The sequence below is a fragment of the Roseomonas sp. OT10 genome (genome assembly GCF_020991085.1).
GTDB lineage: Bacteria > Pseudomonadota > Alphaproteobacteria > Acetobacterales > Acetobacteraceae > Roseomonas > Roseomonas cutis.
In genome coordinates this window covers 4,042,883-4,060,221 of sequence record NZ_CP087719.1, presented here as the reverse complement: position 1 = coordinate 4,060,221, position 17,339 = coordinate 4,042,883, and the positions used below count along the sequence as shown (strand labels likewise).

Annotated in this window: 16 protein-coding genes; 2 read left to right on the top strand and 14 right to left on the bottom strand. The window is 74.6% G+C overall.

Annotation, left to right across the window (positions count from 1 at the left end):
• Positions 1–9 precede the first annotated feature (9 nt).
• The 12 genes from LPC08_RS18490 to LPC08_RS18435 form a co-directional block, all read right to left on the bottom strand.
• Positions 10–1,092, bottom strand: a complete 1,083-nt coding sequence (locus LPC08_RS18490) for a P1 family peptidase (protein WP_230449704.1) — start codon at positions 1,090–1,092, stop codon at positions 10–12.
• 11 nt (positions 1,093–1,103) lie between these two features.
• Positions 1,104–1,952: an HAD family hydrolase gene (locus LPC08_RS18485; protein WP_230449703.1), complete on the bottom strand. Its 849-nt coding sequence runs from the start codon at positions 1,950–1,952 to the stop codon at positions 1,104–1,106.
• A gap of 105 nt (positions 1,953–2,057) precedes the next feature.
• Positions 2,058–3,029: an ABC transporter substrate-binding protein gene (locus LPC08_RS18480; protein ID WP_230449702.1), complete on the bottom strand. Its 972-nt coding sequence runs from the start codon at positions 3,027–3,029 to the stop codon at positions 2,058–2,060.
• A 4-nt stretch (positions 3,030–3,033) separates the two neighbouring features.
• A complete protein-coding gene (locus LPC08_RS18475; RefSeq protein ID WP_230449701.1) occupies positions 3,034–3,795 on the bottom strand; it encodes an ABC transporter ATP-binding protein in 762 nt (253 codons plus the stop codon).
• Positions 3,789–4,805, bottom strand: a complete 1,017-nt coding sequence (locus LPC08_RS18470) for an ABC transporter permease (protein ID WP_441295845.1) — start codon at positions 4,803–4,805, stop codon at positions 3,789–3,791. The genes LPC08_RS18475 and LPC08_RS18470 overlap by 7 nt, the downstream gene beginning before the upstream one ends.
• Positions 4,806–4,810: 5 nt before the next feature.
• Entirely contained in the window at positions 4,811–5,893 is a 1,083-nt protein-coding gene (locus LPC08_RS18465) for an ABC transporter substrate-binding protein (protein WP_230449699.1), read from the bottom strand.
• 67 nt (positions 5,894–5,960) lie between these two features.
• Positions 5,961–7,073, bottom strand: a complete 1,113-nt coding sequence (locus tag LPC08_RS18460; RefSeq protein WP_230449698.1) for an LLM class flavin-dependent oxidoreductase — start codon at positions 7,071–7,073, stop codon at positions 5,961–5,963.
• 34 nt (positions 7,074–7,107) lie between these two features.
• The gene (locus LPC08_RS18455; RefSeq protein WP_230449697.1) at positions 7,108–8,253 is read right to left on the bottom strand and encodes an acyl-CoA dehydrogenase family protein; all 1,146 of its coding nucleotides are present in this window, start codon (positions 8,251–8,253) and stop codon (positions 7,108–7,110) included.
• Positions 8,250–9,215 (bottom strand): ABC transporter substrate-binding protein, encoded by a 966-nt coding sequence (locus LPC08_RS18450; RefSeq protein WP_230449696.1) that lies wholly within the window; start codon positions 9,213–9,215, stop codon positions 8,250–8,252. Before LPC08_RS18450 ends, LPC08_RS18455 begins: the two co-directional genes overlap by 4 nt.
• Positions 9,215–9,946 carry an ABC transporter ATP-binding protein gene (locus LPC08_RS18445; protein ID WP_230449695.1) on the bottom strand — a complete coding sequence of 244 codons (732 nt, stop codon included), beginning with the start codon at positions 9,944–9,946 and terminating at the stop codon, positions 9,215–9,217. The genes LPC08_RS18450 and LPC08_RS18445 overlap by 1 nt, the downstream gene beginning before the upstream one ends.
• A 5-nt stretch (positions 9,947–9,951) precedes the next feature.
• Positions 9,952–10,785 (bottom strand): ABC transporter permease, encoded by an 834-nt coding sequence (locus LPC08_RS18440; RefSeq protein ID WP_230449694.1) that lies wholly within the window; start codon positions 10,783–10,785, stop codon positions 9,952–9,954.
• 297 nt (positions 10,786–11,082) lie between these two features.
• On the bottom strand, positions 11,083–11,574 hold the full coding sequence (locus LPC08_RS18435; protein ID WP_230449693.1) for an Lrp/AsnC family transcriptional regulator: 492 nt from the start codon (positions 11,572–11,574) through the stop codon (positions 11,083–11,085).
• Between the two features lie 197 nt (positions 11,575–11,771).
• On the opposite strand from LPC08_RS18435, the gene LPC08_RS18430 reads away from it, so the two are divergent.
• Positions 11,772–13,235 carry an aldehyde dehydrogenase family protein gene (locus tag LPC08_RS18430; protein WP_230449692.1) on the top strand — a complete coding sequence of 488 codons (1,464 nt, stop codon included), beginning with the start codon at positions 11,772–11,774 and terminating at the stop codon, positions 13,233–13,235.
• A gap of 90 nt (positions 13,236–13,325) precedes the next feature.
• Here the strand turns inward: LPC08_RS18430 and LPC08_RS18425 are convergent, their stop codons facing one another.
• On the bottom strand, positions 13,326–14,594 hold the full coding sequence (locus LPC08_RS18425) for a Zn-dependent hydrolase (RefSeq protein ID WP_230449691.1): 1,269 nt from the start codon (positions 14,592–14,594) through the stop codon (positions 13,326–13,328).
• Between the two features lie 183 nt (positions 14,595–14,777).
• Here LPC08_RS18425 and LPC08_RS18420 point away from each other — a divergent pair, with 183 nt between their 5' ends.
• A complete protein-coding gene (locus tag LPC08_RS18420; RefSeq protein ID WP_230449690.1) occupies positions 14,778–15,422 on the top strand; it encodes a DNA-3-methyladenine glycosylase family protein in 645 nt (214 codons plus the stop codon).
• A 555-nt stretch (positions 15,423–15,977) separates the two neighbouring features.
• Here LPC08_RS18420 and LPC08_RS18415 read toward each other — a convergent pair.
• The gene (locus LPC08_RS18415; protein ID WP_230449689.1) at positions 15,978–17,315 is read right to left on the bottom strand and encodes a GDSL-type esterase/lipase family protein; all 1,338 of its coding nucleotides are present in this window, start codon (positions 17,313–17,315) and stop codon (positions 15,978–15,980) included.
• Between the last annotated feature and the right edge of the window lie 24 nt (positions 17,316–17,339).

The following is a 17,339-nucleotide window of genomic DNA, read 5'->3' as shown; positions in this document are numbered from 1 at the left end:
CGGGCGGCGCTATCCCAGTTCGGAGGCGGCGGGCACGGCGGGCAGGCCGGGGCCGGAGAGGCCGCGCGCGGCGCGGATGGCGCGCAGCACCGCGGCCTCCATCACCCGCGGCACGATCGCGCCCAGCGCCATCATGTTCCCGGGCAGGCCGCTCTTCCCCGTGGCCAGGGCGAAGATCGTGTCGCCATCGGCCATGGTGTGGATCGGGTCGATGCAGCGGGCGAGCCCGTCATGCCCCGCCCCAGCCAGGCGGTGGCACTGCGCCTTGGTCAGCGCCGCGTCGGTCGCCACCACGCCGATGGTGGTCGCCATCCCCGCCTGCATCGAGGCGGGCAGCTCGCCGCGCAGGATGCCGGCGGTGACGCCCGTGGGCCGCTCCCCCTGCGGCCCGCGCGCCCCGGCCAGCACGATCCCCGTCGCCGGGTCGATCACGTCGCCCAGGGCGTTCACCGCGACGATGGCCCCCACGGTGATGCCGCCGACCTTCACCGAGGCGGTGCCGATGCCGCCCTTCATCGCCCGCGCCATGCCGAACAGCTTGCCGACCGTGGCGCCCGCCCCGGCGCCGACCGAGCCTTCCTCCGGCGCCCTGTCCGTGGCGGCCGCGCAGGCCGCATGGCCGGCGGCGGCGTCGGGGCGGATGCGGTGGTCGCCCACCCCCAGGTCGAAGAGGATCGCCGCCGGCACGATCGGCACCCGGGCCGGGCCGGCGGGGTAGCCGATGCCCTTTTCCTCCAGCCAGCGCACCACCCCGGTCGCCGCCTCCAGCCCGAAGGCGGAGCCGCCGGAGAGCAGGACGGCGTGCACCTTCTCCACCAGGTTGGAAGGGTCGAGCAGGTCGGTCTCCCGCGTGCCGGGGGCGGCGCCGCGCACGTCCACCCCGGCGGTGGCGCCCTCCTCCGTGAGGATCACGGTGCAGCCGGTCGGCCGGCGGGAATCGGTGAAGTGGCCGACCCGGATGCCCGGCACCTCGGTGATGGCGCCGCCCAGGAGGCGTGATCCCGGGGCGCGTGCGACCGGCGCCGGCTGCGCCTGGCTCATGCCACCCACCAGGAGGGCCGTGCCCAGGCCCAGCGTGGCTCCCGTTGCCATGTCACGACGATTCATCCCCGCTGCTCTCGCCCCGTGTGTCCGGCTGCAGCGGACTGCCGGAGGGACGGCTTGGCAAGTCCGGCCGTCACGGCGTCGGCTCCGGCAGCAGCGCCCCCCAGGTCGTCCACCACCAGATCCGCCCCCGCCTCGCGCAGCGCGGCATGGCCGGCGCCGCGATCGACGCCGATCACCAGGCCGAAGCCGCCCGCCCGCCCGGCCTCGACCCCGGCCAGGGCATCCTCGATCACCACGCAGCGTTCCGGCGGCGTCCCGAGCGCCCGGGCAGCGGCGAGGAAGCTGTCGGGCGCGGGCTTGCCGGCCAGCCCCTGCTGCGCCAGCTCCTCCCCGCCGAGGATCACGTCGAACATCCCGGTCAGCCCCGCGCGCTCCAGCACCGGGCGTGCGTTGCGCGAGGCGGAGACGCAGGCCAGCCGCGCCCCGGCGCCGCGCAGCGCGTGCATCAGCCGCAGGCTGCCCGGGAAGACGACCACCCCCTGCTCCGACAGCGCCTCGTGGAACAGCGCGTCCTTGCGGCGGGCGAGGCCCTGGACGGTCGGCGCCCCCGCCGGGTCCTCCGGCCCGCCCTCGGGCAGGTCGAGGCCACGGGCGGCCAGGAAGGTGCGGATGCCCTCCAGCCGCGGCCGGCCGTCGACATGGGCGGTGTAGTCCTCCGGCAGGCGGAAGGGGGAATGGTCGCCCGGCCCCTGCATCCGCTCCAGGACGGGGTCGAACAGGCGCTTCCACGCTTCGGCATGCAGCGCGCCGGTCTGCGTCACCACCCCGTCAAGGTCGAAGAGCCAGGCGCGCAACTCACCCGGCGCCAGGGGCAGGGCACGGCGCGGCGTCGCATCCATCGGCATCCCGGCCTGTCCCTCCCTCGGCGCTCCGGGCGGTCAACGCCGGGTGGGGCCGGGGGTTGGGTGCGTCGTGGCGCCGCGGGGCCGCCGCCCCGGGGCGCCGGGACGTCAGGCCGGCCGGTTGCCGGCCGCGATCGCCTCGTTGAAGGAGGCGTCGAGCAGGTCCGCCGCCACGACCTTCCGCCGCACTAGCCCGGCGCGGGTGTAGAGGTCGATGTTGCGCTGCTCGTCCCGCTCCACGCTGGCGTCGATCGGCACGACGCGGGTGTTGGCGCGGGCGAACCAGTGCTCGGCGACCGGGGCGGGGACGTTCATCAGCTCCGACCAGGTGCGGGCATAGCCGGAGACGTTGCCGTTCGCCCAGGCCCGCGCGATGGCGAGGCGCTTCACGAACTCCGTCAGCTCCGGGCGGCGGTTGGCGATGGCGTCCTCGCGCGCCGCCTGGAAGCCGAGGCCGGGGGTGATGCCCTCGCCGTTCGCGATGCGGCGGGCGCCGTTCAGCACCTCCTCCTGGCTGACATAGGGCTCCCAGGTGGACCAGGCCTCGACCGAGCCGCGCGTCCAGGCGGCCTTGGCATCGGCCGGCAGCAGGAAGACGAAGGTCACGGCGTCCAGCGGCAGCCCGGCCTCCTCCAGCGCGGCCAGCACGATCTGGTGGCCGATGGAGCCGCGCCCGGTGGCGACGCGCTTGCCGACCAGCCCGCGGATGTCCTGGATGGGGCTGTCCTTCTGCACCAGGATGGCGAGGCCGCCGCGGTTCTCCCGCGTCGCGGCGATGGCCTTGGCGGGCACGCCGGCGGCGGCGCCGAAGGTGAAGGGCGCGTCGCCCACCAGCCCGGTGTCGATGGCGTTGGCGTTCAGCGCCTCCACCAGCGGGGCGGCGGCGGGGAACTCGCTCCAGGCGAGGCGGCCCTCGAAGCCCTTCAGCACGCCGGCGGCCTCCATCACCGCGCGGGCATTGCCGCGCTGGTCGCCCACGCGCAGCGGCGCCCCCTGGGCCCGGAGGATACGGGGCGCGGCCAGCAGCGGCACGGAGAGCGCGGCGCCCAGCAGGGCGCGGCGCGGCAGGATGGTCTTCATGGTGTCAGGCGGCCTCCTTCAGGCCGAGGATCTCCAGCACCTCGCGGCGCTGCGCGACCAGCGCGGGATCGTCCCGGTGGCGCGGATAGGGCAGGTCCACCGCCAGATCGGCGATGACGCGCGCCGGCCGGGGCGAGAAGACGAGGACGCGGTCCGCCATCAGCAGCGCCTCCTCGATGTCGTGGGTGACGAGCAGCATGGAGAAGCCCTCCCGCCGCCACAGCGCGACCAGCTCCGTCTGCATCTGCAGCCGGGTGAGGCTGTCCAGCTTGCCCAGCGGCTCGTCCAGCAGCAGCAGGCCGGGGCGGTTGACCAGCGCCCGGGCCAGGGCCGTGCGCTGCGCCATGCCGCCGGAGAGCTGGTGCGGGTAGGCATCGCCGAACTCGTCCAGCCCGACGAGGCGCAGCGCCTGCTCCACCCGCGCCCCCTCCTGCCGCAGCAGGCCGCGCGCCTCCAGCCCCAGCCCCGCATTCCCGCGCACGGTGCGCCAGGGGTAGAGGGTCGGGTCCTGGAACATCAGCACGCGCGACGGGTCGGGGCCGGCGATCGGCCGCCCGTCCGCCTCCACGATCCCCTCGCGCGGGGTGTCCAGCCCGGCGACGAGGCGCAGCAGCGTGGACTTGCCGCAACCGAAGGGGCCGAGCAGGGCGACGGAGCCGCCCGGCGGCAGGTCCAGGTCCACCTCGTCCAGCACCGGCAGGTCGCGGCCCTTGAGGTCGAAGGCGTGGCTGACGCCGCGCAGGCGCAGCCCGATCGGGTTCACCACCGCACCACCCCCTTCTGCCAGGCCAGCCGCCAGTCGCGGAGGCGGAAGAGCAGGGTGACGAGGCCGGTGCACATCAGCGCCATCACGATCAGCGCGGCGTAGAGGTTGGCATAGGCCGCCCAGCCCTGGGACCACTGCATGTAGAAGCCGAGTCCCGCCTTCACCCCCATCATCTCCGCCACCACGAGCACGGAGAAGGAGGCGCCGAGCCCCATGAACAGGCCGACGAAGACGGAGGGCATGGCCGCCGGCACCGCCACCCTGCGGATCAGGAACCAGGGCCTCGCCCCCATGGTGCGGGCGACGTCGTAGTAGTTGCTCGCCACCGCCGCGACGCCCGACCAGGTGAGCACGGCGACGGGGAAGAAGGCGGCCAGCGCGATCAGGAAGGTCCCCGCCTGCCGCGTGGTGGCGAAGGCGAAGAAGGCGATGGGCAGCCAGGCGGTGGCCGGCAGCGGCCCGATCAGCCGCAGCGCCGGATGCACCCAGTAGGAGACGGCGCGCGACCAGCCCATCGCCACGCCGGTGACGAAGCCGATGGCCGCCCCCAGCAGGTAGCCCGGCGCCAGCAGGCCCAGCGAATGCAGCACGCTGATGCCCAGCTTCTCCCAGTCGTCGGTGAAGACCTCCAGGATCGACTGCGGCGCGGCGAAGAAGGGCCGCGGCAGCCAGGCGAGCTTCGCCGTCGCCAGCTCCCAGGCGGCAAGGCCCAGGGCGAGGGCGACCAGCCAGGGCCCGGCCGCGCGCAGCCGCCCGGCGGGGCTGTCCGCCCGCGCCGGGCGGCGGCCCAGCGCCGCCACCCCCAGCAGCGCCAGGATACCGATGCCGGCGGCGATCCAGCCCAGCAGGTCGGTGCGGCCCAGGTCGTCCGCGTCCGGCAACGCCAGGATGACGGCCGCCGTGCCGAGCCAGGCGGCGGCGGCCAGCAGCCCGCTGCGCCAGGGCGGCGTGGCGGGGACGGGGCGGGAGAGGCCAGGCGCCTCCGGCGCGAGCGCGGCCGTGTCGGTCAGGCTGTTCATGCGGGCACCGGGCTCAGCACGTCGGTGAAGATGCGGTCGGCCAGGCGCTGGGTGTTGGTGTTGGCGCGGATCACCCGAACCAGCTTCAGCTCCTCCAGATAGGCCACCAGCTCGTCGCGCAGCGTCTGGTTCGCGGGGTGGTGGCCGTGGGTGTGGCTGTGCAGCATGGCCGCCAGCGCCGCCTTCGGCAGGGGCGAGTTGGCCGCGAAGATCGCCGCGGCCTCGTCCGGGTTCGCCACGATCCAGTCTTGCGCCTCGATCAGCGCGGCCGTCAGGGCGCGGGCGGCCGGGCGGTCGTCGCGGATCAGGCTGCCGCGGATGCCGATGACGCAGCAGGAGCGGCTGGCATACTCGCCGACGAGGTTGTTGGAGACCTCCAGCAGCCCGTCGCGGTCGCGCAGGATGGAGGCGAGCGGATCGCCCAGTGCGAAGGCCTGCACCTCGCCGCGCTTCAGCGCCTCGGCCAGCAGGTCGCCGGGGAAGACGCGGTAGGCGATGTCCTTCTCCGGATCGACGCCCGCCTTGGCGGCGAGGATGCCGAAGAAGTTCTTGTCCGGCGCGGCCATGTCCGTGACGCCGAGCGTCTTGCCCTTCAGGTCCGCCACCGTCCGGACGCTGCCGTCCTTCAGCGCGAAGAGCCGCATGCAGCCGCCATGGGTGGCGCCGGTGATGCGCACGTCGAAGCCCTGCTCCAGCGGCTTCAGCCAGCGCAGCGCCATGCCCACGCCCGCATCCGCCTTGCCGGTGGCGATGGCTTCCAGGAGCTGGTCGGTGGAGCCGCCGAAGTTAGTCACGTCCACGTCGAGGTTGTGGCGCTCGAAGATCCCCTTCTCCTTCGCCACCGGCACGCCCACGGTGCAGATGGCGTTGGCGTTGAAGGACAGCTTCAGCTTGCGGCGCGGTCCCGGCGCGGCGAGCGAGGCGGCGTTGCTGCCCAGGCTCGTCCGGCAGATGGCGGATTCGTCGAACAGAACCTCTTCCGGCAGGCCGGCTCGCCTTGGCAGGGGCGCCATGGCCCCCACCGGCAGCGCCATCCCCGCCAGACCCGCCACGCGCAGAATTCCCCGGCGTCCCAGCATCGTCGCTCTCCTCGTCTCCGGCAGGGCGTCCCGGCCCGGCCTGTCCGTCCTGATCCCGGCGGGCGGCCTATTCGGCCGCCACGCGCAGCGCCGCGCGCTCCGCCACCAGGCGCTTCGTGATGGGCAGCAGCGCGCGCCCGTAGTCGATCGCATCCTCCAGCGGGTCGAAGCCGCGGATCAGGAAGGTGGTGACGCCGAGGGCGTGGTACTCCAGGAACGCCTCCGCCACCTGCTGCGGCGTGCCGACCAGGGCGGTGGTGTTGCCGCGCGCCCCCGTCTCGCGCGCGATGGCGGTGTAGAGCCGCCCCTCCGGCCGGTCGCCCAGTGCCGCGGCGGCGAGCAGGCGCTGCGAGCCCGCGTTCTGCGGCGCGTGGGTGTTGCCGCCCAGGATGGCGCTGCCGCGGATCTCGCGGATGCGGCCCAGGATGCGCTCCGCCTTGGCCCAGGCGGCCTCCTCCGTCTCCGCCAGGATGGGGCGGAAGGAGAGGGAGAAGCGCACCTCGTTCTGGCGGCCGTGCTTCGCCGCCTCGGCGCGGACGCGGGTGACGATCTCGCGCACCTGCGCCTGGGTCTCGCCCCACAGCGCGTAGACGTCGGCGTGCTTCCCGGCGACGCGCAGCGCGGCCTCCGAGGCGCCGCCGAAGTAGATCGGCAGGCGCGGCCGCTGCACCGTCCGCACCTCGGGCGAGGCGCCCTTGATGCGGTAGTACGCGCCCTCGAAATCCACCGGCTGCTGCGCCGTCCAGATGGACTTCAGGATCTGCACGTACTCGTCCGTGCGGGCGTAGCGCGCGTCCTTGTCCAGCCAGTCGCCGTCGCGCGCCTGGTCCACGTCGTCGCCGCCGGAGATGACGTGGATCGCGGCGCGGCCGCCGGTGAGCTGGTCCAGCGTCGCGTAGTCGCGCGCCGCCACGCTGGGCGAGCGGAAGCCGGGGCGGTGGGCGACCAGGAAGCCGACCTTCTTCGTGTGCGCGCCGGCATGGGCGGCGAGCTGGAAGCCGTCCGGCCCGTTGCTGTGCCAGCCGATCAGGATGCGGTCGAAGCCTGCCTCGTCATGCGCCTGGGCGGAGGCGACAAGGTAGCCGGGATCGACCGAGGGGCCGCGCGCCGGATGGATCTCCGACTGCTCGCGCGGCTGGATCATGCCGATGAACTCGACGGGGTTCAGGTGCGAGGACATGGGTTCGTTCTCCTCCGGGATCACTGGCCTGGGATCACTGGCCGAGCGCCGCGCGGCCGGCGGCGGTCAGGGCGGCATCGGGTTGGGGGGTGTGGATTCGGGCGCAGAGCACGTCGCGCAGGTGCCGCTCCAGCGGGTTGGAGCGCGACAGGGCGTGGTTGCCGCAGAGCGCCACGGCCTGCTGCACGGCTTCGATGGCGTTCTCGGCGGCGGTGGTCTTGAGCAGCGCCAGCTCGTTCGCATCGCCGCCGCCGTCGAGCGCGGCGGAGCGCACCAGGCGCTCGTTGCAACGGATCAGCCCCTCGATCCGCCCCACCGCCTCCTGCATGCGCGGCAGGGTGGCGAGCGGCTTGCCGAGATTGGCCGGCACGCGGTCGCGCAGGAAGCCGAGCAGCCAGCCCCGCGCCGCCCGTGCCACGCCCGTGTAGAGGGCAGCGATCAGCAGCGTGTTCCAGGCCGCCTGCTCGACATCCGGGCGGCCCCACTCGGCGGGGACGCGCAACTCGCCGGCCTGGTCGGCGGGGATGGCGACCTCCTGGAACAGCACGTCGTGGCTGCCCGAGGCGCGCAGCCCCGCCTGGTCCCAGGTCTCGACGATGCTCACCCCGGGGGCGCGCAGCGGGACGAGGAACATCCCCGTGCGCGGCGCCTCCTCCTCGGTCCGGGCGAAGACCAGCCCCCAGGACAGGCCGGGCGCGCCGGTCGAATAGATCTTGCGCCCGGTGAGGGACCAGCCTTCGGCCGTGCGGCGCGCCACCGTGGCCGGCAGCCCGCCACGCGCGGGGGTGCCCAGCTCCGGCTCGACGCGCAGCGCGTTGACCAGCTCGCCGCGATCGACGGCGCCGCTGGCGACCAGCTCGCGCACCCGGGCGGACCAGCCGGGGCCCTGGGTGACGTGGCGGGTGTGGATCGCCTGCATCGCCAGCACCAGGGCGGTGGCGGGGCAGCCCTCGGCCAGGATGCCCACCGTCTCCGCCACCTCGGCGAGCGGGGCGCCCTCGCAGCCCAGCCCGCGCGGCACGGTCAGGCCGAGGAGGCCCGCATCGTGCAGGGCGGCGAAGTTCTCGTGCGGGAAGCTGCCCGCGCGGTCGTGCTCCGCCGCCCCCAGGGCGAAGCGGTAGGCCAGCGTCGCCAGCGTGTCGCGGACCGGATCGGCGCGCAGGACCAGCCCGTCCATCATGCGCCCAGCTCCAGCGTGCCGCCGAAGGAGCGGTCCCAGAGCGGCGCGACCTGCACCCCGGCCGGCAGCAGGCCGAGGCGCACGAACTCGTCGGCCACCGCCTGGTGCGAGGCGACGGCCGCGTCGTCGGGCGGCGTCAGGCGGCGCGGCTGGCTGACATTCTCCAGCACCGAGCGGATCACCGGCTCCGGCACGCCGAGGAGCGCGGACTGCGCCGCCGCCAGCTCCGGGACATGCGTGTCCTGCCAGCGGAAGGCGCGGTTCACCCGGCGCAGGTGCTCCGCGATGGCGGCGCGCTTGCCCGGATTCTCCAGCGCGGCGGGGGCGGCGAAGAACAGGTAGTTGCCGGAGAGGATGCCGGCGGCGTTGCGCAGCACCCGCGCCCCCTCCTGCCGCGCGACGGGCACGGAGTAGCCGTAGATCGCCCAGGTATCGAGCGCGCCGTTGCGGAAGGCGGCCAGCCCGTCGCTGGGGGTCAGGTTCACCGGGCGGATATCGGCGAAGGAGAGCCCGACCTCGCCCAGCATGCGGTTCAGGTAGTAGTGCGTCGTCGTGGCGCGGACATAGCCGACGCGCTTGCCCTTGAGGTCGGTGATGGTGCGGATGGGCGAGTCCTTCGGGACCAGCACCACCTGCTCGTTCACGTCGCCGCGGATGACGGCCACCACCTTGATCTTCGCGCCGGAGGCGGCGGCGAAGGCGGGCGGGATCTCGCTGCCATAGGCGAGGTCGAGCGAGCCGGCGTTCACCGCCTCGACCATCAGGTTGCCGGAGCCGAACTCGGCCCATTCGGCGCGGTAGGGCGCGCCCTCCGCCTGCCCCGCGAGGCGCAGCAGGAGGTTGTCGCCCGCCTTGTAGTTGGCGAGGCGCAGCGTGACCGGGGACTGCGCGGCGGCGGCCCGCGCCAGGAAGGGCATGGCCAGCGCGCCGAGCAGCGCGGTCCGGCGGGGCAGGGCGTGCATCACGCGGCCTCCCGGATCACGTCCGCCTCGACGCCCAGCTCGGAGAGCAGGCGGCGGCGCAGGGCGACGAAGCCCGCATCGGCATGGCTGCGCGGGCGCGGCAGCGCCACCGCGATGTCGGCGGCGATCCGCCCGGCATCGAGCACCAGCACCCGGTCGGCCAGCAGCACCGCCTCGTCCACGTCATGGGTGACGATCAGCGTCGTCGGGCCGTGGTGGCGCCACAGCTCCAGCACCAGCGCGTGCATGCGGATGCGGGTCAGCGCGTCCAGCGCGGCGAAGGGCTCGTCGAGCAGCAGCAGCCGCGGCTCGCGCACCAGGGCGCGGGCGAGCGCCACGCGCTGGGCCTCGCCGCCCGAAAGGGTCGCAGGCCAGGCGTCGCGGTGCTTCGCCAGCCCGACCTCGGCCAGCGCGGCCTCGGCGCGGGTCTTCACGCCGGCGCCATCCAGCCCGAGGGCGACGTTCTGCCAGACCTTCTTCCAGGGCAGCAGGCGCGGCTCCTGGAAGACGGCGGCGACCGATTCCGGCAGGTCCAGCCGCGCCTCGGCCGGGGCCGGGTCCAGCCCCGCGAGCGTCCGCAGCAGCGTCGTCTTGCCCGAGCCGCTGCGGCCGAGCAGGGCGGTGAAGGAGCCGGGCGCCAGCTCCAGGTCCAGCCCGTGCAGCACGGTGTTCTGGCCGAAGCGCCGGGTCAGGCCGGCGACGCGCACGGAGCGGTTGTCGGGAGCGGTCATCGGGGTCAGCCCTTCACCAGCTGCGGCCGCCAGGCCAGGGCGTGGCGCTCCACCGCGCGGACCAGCGCATCGGCGCCGAGGCCGAGCAGCGCGTAGACCACGAGGCCGACCACGATGATGTCCGTGCGCAGGAAGTCGCGCGCGTCGTTGATGAGGAAGCCGATGCCGGAGGTCGCGTTGATCTGCTCGGCGATCACCAGGGACAGCCAGGCGCTGCCCAGCGCGTAGCGCAGCCCGACCAGCCCGGAGGGCAGGGCGCCGGGCAGGATGACGTGGCGCACCAGCCCGGCGCGGTCGAGGCCGAAGACCTTCCCCGCCTCGACCAGCTTCGGGTCCACGCCGCGGATGCCCGCGAACAGCGTCAGGTAGACGGGGAAGGCGGCGCCGAGGGTGACGAGGGCGATCTTGGGCGTCTCGCCGATGCCGAACCACAGGATGAACAGCGGTACCAGCGCCAGGAAGGGCAGGGTGCGCAGCATCTGCATCGGCGCGTCCACGATCTCCTCGCCCAGCTTCGACAGGCCGGCCACCACCGCCAGCGCCGCGCCGGCGGTGACGCCGATGGCGAGGCCGGAGGCGACGCGGCCCAGCGAGACCAGCAGGTGGCGCGGCAGCTCGCCCGAGAGCAGCAGCTCCCAGGCGGAGGCGATGACGGTGGAGGGCGCGGCGAGCGTCCGGGGCGAGATCAGCCCGGCCATCGACGCCGCCTGCCACAGCAGCAGGATCGCCAGCGGCGAGGCGAAGCGGCGCAGCCGGCCGAGGGACGGCAGGGCGGGAAGGCGCGCCCCCGGCAGGGAGATCGGGCGCGCGCGGCCGCCCAGGGCTTGCGTATCGGACATGCGGGTTCCTTCGCGGCGTCGGGCCGCGGGGCGGGTGGCGCGGAGGGGAAAAGCGGTGGGACCGGGCGGGCCGGTCAGCCGGAGGCCGTCAACAGGGGCCCGTCAACAGGGGCGGGACATCCGGCGACAGGCCGATCCGGTGGGGCGGAGCGCGAGGCGCAGCGTCCGGCGGAGGCGGGGCTGTGTCATGCGGACTAGATTAGTCCTGTCCCATTTCACGTCAATGAATAGTGATTATCGAATTAACCCACGAACGGAGAGGTTTTTCCTCCCGTCCGGGCCTCCGGGAGATCAAGGCTACTCCTCCCCCCCGCCCGCCCGGTCGCGGAAGGCGCCGCGGTGCAGCGGGAAGGCGGTGGTGCTCTTCATCCGCTCCATGGCGAAGCGGGAGGTGACGTTGCGCATCGGCACCGCCGCGATCAGCCGCTTGTAGAAGCGGTCGTACTCCGCCATGTCCGCCACCGCGACCAGCAGCATGTAGTCGACCTCGCCCGCCATGCGATAGGCGCCCATCACCTCGGGCATAGACCGCACCGCGCCCGCGAAGCGGTCCAGCCAGTCCGGCGTGTGGTCCCCCGCCTCGATGGCGACGAAGACCGTCATGCCGACGCCGACCTTCTCCGGCGCCAGCAGCGCGACGCGGCGGGTGACGACGCCCGCCGCCTCCAGCTTCTGGATGCGCTTCCAGCAGGGGGTGGGGGAGAGCCCGACCCTGTCCGCCATCTGCGCGATCGACAGGGTCGCATCCTCCTGCAGGAGGGCGAGGATCTTGCGGTCGATCTCGTCCATCGGGCCACGTCCTGCGGCCGCCGCCTTATTCGACGGCGCCATGTGGTGGAATACGGCATTGCCCGCCGCGGGAATGCCCAAGCGAATCCCTAGGGGATTCGCCGGCCGCCGGCCAGGGGCGCCGTGCCCGCCGGGTTTCCGGAGGGCCGCGATCTGCTCTATCCCCTCCCCGCCACGCGCGGAGGAGATGCCGGCCCATGGATATGCCCGTTCCCAATCCGGTCGGACGCCTGCCGACCGGCCACCGCATCGGCGGCAAGGTGGTGGAGTCGCGCGACACGCTCCCCATCCTGAACCCCTCCGATGGCGGCGAGGTCGGGCGCATCGCCCGTGGCGGCGCCGACGAGATCGACGCGGCGGTGCGTGCCGCCCAGGCCGCGCTGGACGGTGCCTGGGGCCGCATGGCCGCCGCCGACCGGGGTCGCTGCCTCACCCGCCTGTCGGAGCTGATCCGCCGCGACGCGGAGCGGCTGGCGCAGCTCGAATCCCTCGATGTCGGCAAGCCGATCCGCCAGGCCCGTGCCGACGCCCTGGCCTGCGCCCGCTACTTCGAGTTCTACGGCGGCGCGGCCGACAAGATTCACGGCGACACCATCCCCTATGCCGAGGGCTACACGGTCCTGACGCTGTGGGAGCCGCACGGCGTCACCGGCCACATCGTGCCGTGGAACTACCCGTTGCAGATGGTCGGCCGCTCGGTGGGCGGGGCGCTGGCCATGGGCAACGCCGCCGTGCTGAAGCCGGCTGAGGACGCCTCGCTCTCCTCCCTCGCCCTGGCCGACCTGGCGCAGGAGGCGGGCTTCCCCGACGGTGCCTGGAACGTGGTGACCGGGCTGGGCGAGGAGGCGGGCGCGGCGCTGACGGCGCATCGCGGCGTCTCCCACATCTCCTTCACCGGCAGCCCGGAGGTGGGCACGCTGGTCCAGGCGGCCGCGGCGAAGAACACCATCCCCGTCACGCTGGAACTGGGCGGCAAGAGCCCGCAGCTCGTCTTCGCCGATGCGGAGATGGACGCGCTGCTGCCCACCGCCCTGGCCGCCATCGTGCAGAATGCCGGCCAGACCTGCTCCGCCGGCTCGCGCCTGCTGGTCGAGGCGCCCGTCTTCGACCGGGTGGTGGAGGACCTCGCCGGCCGCTTCGCGAAGCTGGAGGCCGGGCCGGCCGAGCGCGACCTCGACCTCGGCCCGCTGGTCAACGCCAGCCAGCAGGCCCGGGTGCAGGGCTACATCGACCTCGCCCAACAGGACGGTCTGCGCATCGCCGGCCAGGGGCGCATCGCCTCCAACGCGCCGGAAGGCGGCTACTACGTGAAGCCGACCCTGGTCGCGGATGTCGACCCGACGCACCGGCTGGCGCAGGAGGAGGTGTTCGGCCCCGTCCTGACCGCCATCCGCTTCCGTGACGAGGTGGAGGCGCTGCGCATCGCCAACGGCACCGACTACGGGCTGGTCGCCGGCGTCTGGACCGCCGATCTCGGCCGCGCCATGCGCCTGTCGCGCGGCATCCGGGTCGGGCAGGTCTTCGTCAACAACTACGGCGCCGGCGGCGGGGTGGAGCTGCCCTTCGGCGGGGTCAAGCGCTCCGGCCACGGCCGCGAGAAGGGGTTCGAGGCGCTGCGCGGCTTCGGCGTGCTGAAGACCGTCGCCATCCGCCACGGCTGATCCAGAGGGGTGCGGCGCCGGAGGTCATCGGCCTCCCCCGGGCCACGGCTCCGCGCCCAACCCGCCCCGCGACGGCGCGGGCGGCCCGCGTCAGGCCAGCAGTTCCTGCAGCGCCCCGACCAGCACGGCCAGGCCGGCGGCGAAGTCCTCGATGGCCATGGCCTCCGCCGGGTTGTGGCTGCCGTGGTCGTTGCGCAGGAACAGCATGGCAGAGGGGATGCCGAGGCCGGCGAAGGTGGCGCAGTCATGCCCGGCACCGGAGGCCATCTCGCGGAACGGCACGCCGGCCGCCCCGGCCGCCCGGCGCAGCGTCGCGCGCAGGCCGGGGTCCATGGCGGCTGGCGCGGCGTGGGTCGCGGGGCCGAACTCGAAGCGGACGCCCCGCGCCGCCTCCAGCCGGGCGGCCTCCTCGTGCAGCCAGCGGTCCAGCGCCGCCAGCAGCGGCGCGTCCTCGCTGCGGATGTCCAGGCTGAAGCGCAGCAGCCCGGGGATCTTGGTCGGCGCGTGGTGCGCGGGGTCGGTGGCCAGGATGCCGGCGGTGCAGACCAGGTCGGCGCCTTCCGCCTCCAGCTGCGCCCAGCGCGCGTCCAGCGCGGCGATCAGCGCCACCGCGGCCAGGGCCGCGTCGCGCCGGTGCGCGCGCGGCACGGCCCCGGCATGGGCGTGCTCGCCCAGGACGGTGGCGCGGGGGTAGCGCAGGCTGCCGCGGATGCCGGTGACGACGGCGACCGGCAGCCCCTCCGCCACCAGGGCGGGGCCCTGCTCGATATGCGGCTCCAGGAAGCAGTGGATCCGGGATGGCGCCAGGGTGGCCTCGCCCGCGCGGATCAGCCCGGGATCGAGCCCCTCCTCCAGCATGTGCTCGGCCAGGGTCCGGCCGCTGTCGGCGCGGCGCAGGGCGTCGGGCGCGTCCCGCGGCAGCAGGCCGAAGGCCGCCCGGCTGCCGAGGTAGTGCGCCGGGAACCAGCACATCTCCTCCGCCCGGAGACCCAGCACGGTCAGGTCGCGGGCACCGTGCCAGCCGTTGCGCGCGAGGTGGGCAGCGGCGGCCAGTCCCATCACCACCCCGGCGGCGCCGTCGAAGTTCCCGCCATGCGGCACACTGTCGAGATGCGAGCCCACCGTCACCGCCGGCAGGGTGCGGTCCCGGCCCGGCCAGGTGAGGCGCAGCGTGCCGAGCGGATCGGCCGCGACCTCCAGCCCCGCCTCCCGGCCGGCCCCGGCCACCAGCGCATGCGCCGCCCGCTCGCCGGCCCCGAAGGAGGCGCGGGTGACGCCCGGCTCGTCGAGGGTGGCGGCGCGCAGCCGGTCGAACAGCGTGGCGGCGAGGGCGATCTCGGGGGCAAGGTCCAGGGGCATGCGCCGGTCCGCCAGCAGGCGGCGTGCCACCGGCCGCGCGTGTTCAGGCGACCTCCGATGCGCTATCGGTGCGTCTTCCCCCGACGACGCTGCCCCCATGCCCGCCAAGCTCCGCACGATCCGCCCCCCGCCATCGCGGCAGGGCCGCCCGCCCTTTGCCCCGCCCTTCGCACGGGGCCGCCGATGAGCAACCGTGCCGCGCGGGCCCACCTGGCCGCCGATCCCGTGCTGGGGCGGGTGGTGCAGCAGGTCGGGGCCTGCCGCCTGAAGCCCGTCACCGCCCGCGAGCCCTACGAGGCGCTGGTGCGGGCCATCGCGCACCAGCAGGTGCACGGCCGCGCGGCGGAGGCGATGCTGAACCGCCTGCTCGCCCTCACCCCCACGCACCCCTTCCCGCCGCCCGAGGCGGTGCTGGCCCTGCCCGAGGGCGCGCTGCGCGCCTGCGGCTTCTCCGGCGCCAAGCAGGCCGCCATCCTGGACATCGCGCACAAATCCGCCGGCGGCTGGGTGCCGACCCGCCGCGCCGCCGCGCGCATGACCGACACGGCGCTGATCGAGCGCCTGGTCGCGCTGCGCGGCGTGGGACGCTGGACGGTGGAGATGCTGCTGATCTTCACCCTGGGCCGGCGCGACGTGCTGCCGGTGGATGATTTCGGCGTGCGCGAGGGCTACCGGATCGCCGCCGGGCTCGACGCCCAGCCGAAGCCGCGCGACCTGGCGGCCATCGGCGAGGCCTGGGCCCCGCACCGCTCCGCCGCCGCCTGGTACCTGTGGCGCGCCGCCGACCTGTCGAAGGACGGCCGCTTCCAGGCCCCGCAGGCGATCTGACACGGGCCCCGGCGGTGGCGCCAGGCCCTCCGGCCGGGCGGCGTCCCCCCCGTTCCGGCAGCCGCCGCTTGATCCCGACGGCGGGATGACCTGGACCCGTGGTGCTGTGGTGTTCGGGCGGCAGACCGGGAGGGGACGCCGGCCTGCGGCATCGACGCCGTGGGTCGATCCCCGTCCCGGACCCTTCGCTGCCGGGGCCACAAGCGGGCCCCGGACCCCACTGGGAGTCTGGTGCTTCGCGTGAGCGTCAGCCTGCGGGCTCAACCCTGACGGTACGCGGACAGGCGGGACTCTGGAGAAGCTTCATAGGCTTCAGCGAATGCTGCGGCCGTACCCGCCGAGGAGCCAAGCTCCTCGGCGCATTGACCCCGTCACAGTCATCCGCGCGGCAGCGCCCTTCGGGTCCAGGGGCTCTGCTCCTGGCGGAGTGGGGGTACGGGGGCGAGGCAGCGCCTTGCCCCCGGGCCACGGGCACCACGCCGGCAGACGTCAGCGCATCACGCCGCGCGTATGAGGCCGCCGGCCGGGCGCCGGAGACGATCCCGGGCCTACCGTTCAGCGCCGGGGCAGGACCGCCGCCGGGTCGATGGTGCCGCCCATGGCCAGGTAGCCGGCGCGGTTCGGGTGGAGCTTGTCGCCCGGCCCGCCGGTCGTGCTTTCGGGGACCATCTCCGGCCGCAGACCGCCTGTGGCTGCATCCATGGTGGCGCTGTCGAAGTCCACCACCGCGTCGAAGAGGCCGGAATCGCGCAGGAAGGCGTTGAGGCCGCGGCGCTTCTGGTCCTGCTCCGCATGGCCGTGCGCGGCGCTGCTGCTGCCCAGGGCAGGGACCAGCGTGGCGGCAACCACGCGCACGCCCGGGATGCCGGCGCGCAGGCGCCGCACGCCCTCCCGCATCCCGTCCTGCACCGCCTCCCGCGGCGCGTTGCCGTTGCGGCTGAAGTCGTTGATGCCTTCCAGCCAGATCACCGTGGTGACGCCGGAGAGGGAGATCACGTCCCGCTCCAGCCGTGCCAGCGCCGAGGGGCCGCCGGGGAAGGGCTTGTCGGGCCCGTACTCCTTCGGGCCGACCACCTGGTTGCCGCCGATGCCGGCGTTCACCACAGCCACGCCGTTGCCCAGCGCGGCGTGCAGGCGGCGCGAGAGCACGTCCGGCCAGCGGTCGTCGCCGTTCATGGTGGAGGCCGTGCCGTCCGTGATGGAATCCCCGAAGCAGACGACCACCGGCGTGCCGGATGGCGCCGCCATGTCCACGGCATCGAGGAAGAACCAGGAGGCGGTCGAGAAGGGGAAGGCCGCCTCGCCTTCCTCCGCCCCCTTCGCGCCGGCGCGCGGCGGGGTGACGTAGGAGGTCTGCAGCGCCTTGGCGTGCCAGGTCATCGGTCCGCTGCGGCCGGCGACATGGAAGGAGACGGCAAGCTTGCGCCCGGCCAGGAGCGGGGAAGCCGGATCGGCGGCGAAGGGCAGCTCGACCGGATCGGACCAGGCCTGGCCGCCGGGCGGGATGGTCACGGAATCCCGCCCCTCGAAGCGCACCGGCCGGTTGGTGCCCGGCACCACCGCGGCACCGCCCAGATGCAGCCCGGCATGCACGCCGTCCAGCGTCAGCGGCCGGGTGCCGAAGGCGTTGCTGAAGCGCAGCCGGGCCTGCTGCCCCCAGCGGTCGGGGCGCAGCACCAGGCGGAAGCTCTGGTCCTCCGCCCCTTCCGGGGCGCTGGGGAAGGCGAAGCGCTGGTCCGGCTGGGCGGAGGGGTTGCCGACGGGGTAGGGGCCCTGCGCCGACCCCGCCCAGGCGGTGGCCCAGCCCACGGCGCCGCCCGCCCCCGGCGGGGTGCCGCCCGGCGGGGCCACGGCCTGGGCACGGACGGCCGGCGGGGCCAGGGTTGCGGCCATCAGGAGCCCTCCGGCCAGGGTGCG